This is a genomic window from Vibrio sp. 10N.247.310.24, from assembly GCF_041467175.1.
Lineage (GTDB): Bacteria > Pseudomonadota > Gammaproteobacteria > Enterobacterales > Vibrionaceae > Vibrio > Vibrio tasmaniensis_A.
Window position 1 is genome coordinate 1 of sequence record NZ_JBFSUD010000165.1, and the last position, 2,190, is coordinate 2,190.

The window sequence follows — 2,190 nt, forward strand, 5'->3', positions numbered from 1 at the left end:
AGCGTTGAACAAGCTTACTGGGTTAGGTATGCCTGAAACTTGTCGTATTGACTAAAAAGCATGCGAAACGGGGTAGCTCTATCTCTAAATTTAATTACGCAACAAAACCGCTCTTAGGATTTCTCGATGCCGCTAAAAATTGTCATAAGTTTTGCGTTCACTCTTATCGTGAGCGAGACATATTCTATTTCGCCCCTGTTTCTTTGCTTCATATAAAGCATTATCCGCTAGCTTAATCACCTCTTTGACTGTCTCCGCTTGTGAGAGGCTAGCGCATCCTATAGAGATGGTCACTTGCTGATCTGATTCGTATTCTAGGGGGGCTGTGAGGTTTTGTTCACTCACCAATATTCTTAAGTTATCAGCGATCTTGCTGGCGATTTCAAGATCTGTTTGAAGAAGTAAAATAGTGAATTCCTCTCCACCATAACGACAAACTAGATCAGAAGAGCGTGTATTGTTTTTCAGAACATTAGCGACGAGCTGCAAAACTTTGTCCCCTAGTAAGTGCCCATAGGTATCATTGAATTGCTTAAAAAAATCAATATCTATTAATAGTAAACTATTTATTTCCTGGTTCAGGTTTTGTTGCTCAAATACTGCTTGGATTTTTTGATCGAACTCTGATCGGTTATACAATCCAGTTAACCGGTCAGTAATTGCGGATTTATGGAGTTGTTTTTCAAGGAGGCGTCTACGTTTATCGAATTGCTCATAAGTAATACCACTAGCCAGCATTGTAAAGGTGATATACGTACAGACCACCACTACATAGATAGCAAAACCGCTGGTTTCATCATCCAAAATATAAGTGGTGAGAAAGCCGCCAGCTAGGCAAAATAACAACCCAAAGATTAACTGCGTACGCGCTATTTTCGCTCCTAAAGTAGGTAATAAGAGTGTTTTAAGTGCGCCTCGGTGGGCTGTGAGACCAAAAATTGATATGGTTAAAAAGAACCCTAATATAGTGGTGACCGGAGACATCTGGCCATAAAATGAATCAATACCATAAGCGTAACCAACGGCTGAGACAAATGGGAGGAAAATAGCGGTAATGGCAAAAATTTGTATTAGATACCAAGGACGTCTATTTAAGAGGAAAAAAATGGCTATGACAGCAAAAAGTTGCATTACTGATGTATTAAACCCCATCTCGATGGGAGACTCTGCGTGAAGTGGGGTATCAAAAAAGATGAAATAACTTAGAACAGGGTCAATTAAATTAATTCCAGTACTTTGTTGATAGAAACGAATGACAAGTATGAAAAAAGCAAGGCTTACGAGGCTTCTGGTTATCTTCAGACTCTTTTTCCGCCAAATACAGGCGCAAGAAAGAAGTAAAAAGATAAAAGCAGTTATAGGATGCGTAGCTGCCCCATGGCTTGTTGGTCGATAGAGCCATTTAATATCAAAAAGATAGGAAGCTAAAATGAGAACAGACAAAGCTGCAATCACCTTGCAGAAAACTTGGCTGTAAAAAAGAGTGAGTGAAGTGAGTGCTCGTTTTTTTTTTGCCATTTATATATCGCCTTCATTGGGTGTCTTAGGACTTAACTTTTATAGATAATGATTCAATCTAGGAGATTTTTCCCAAATACTGCGTTTAATATTATCATTAATAAGGATGGGGATCCCGCCTTCGGTTTCAGGCCTATCGAACTAACTTAAACAAGGCTTCTGTTTCGTTTCTATATGAATATTGATCTTGTTGTTAACAACAAGATCAAATCTTCCTACTGCAGGAGGGGGGAAAGAAGCGACTATTTCGCGATCAAGAAATCATCAAGTGATTTACCAGCATCAAGCTGTTCTTGAATTATGGAAGGGGTGCGACTTTGACCAGTCCATGTTTGTGCTCTGCCGTTCCCGTCGGTGTATCTATATTTAGCAGGGCGAGGCTTACGTTTACCTTTTGTGTTCTTTTTTGATTTTCCTGATAGAGCTTCTATGAGAGCTTCAACATCAACCTTGATGTGATTTACGATTTCAGCGAATTTTGTTTCTTGGCGTTTAAGAAAGACGGTCGTTAACTTCTTAAGTGCTTCTTCAAGTTCCTCAAGTGTTAATTCACGAGAGAACGCCCGAAGCGAGCGGATATTAAGGGCTTTTTTGCGTAATTCAATGGAACTAAATCAAGAACCTACGATCTGATCAGCTACGTCCACTCTCTCGTAGCCCTATTCCTAAACC

General features: G+C 39.7%; 2 protein-coding genes. Both read right to left on the reverse strand.

Annotated features, from left to right (window positions below; translation table 11 throughout):
* Positions 1-132: 132 nt before the first annotated feature.
* Positions 133-1,518, reverse strand: coding sequence for a GGDEF domain-containing protein (locus tag AB6E08_RS23050; protein ID WP_017096766.1), 1,386 nt, complete (start codon positions 1,516-1,518; stop codon positions 133-135).
* 242 nt (positions 1,519-1,760) lie between these two features.
* Entirely contained in the window at positions 1,761-2,123 is a 363-nt protein-coding gene (locus AB6E08_RS23055; RefSeq protein ID WP_371695936.1) for an H-NS family nucleoid-associated regulatory protein, read from the reverse strand.
* Positions 2,124-2,190 lie beyond the last annotated feature (67 nt).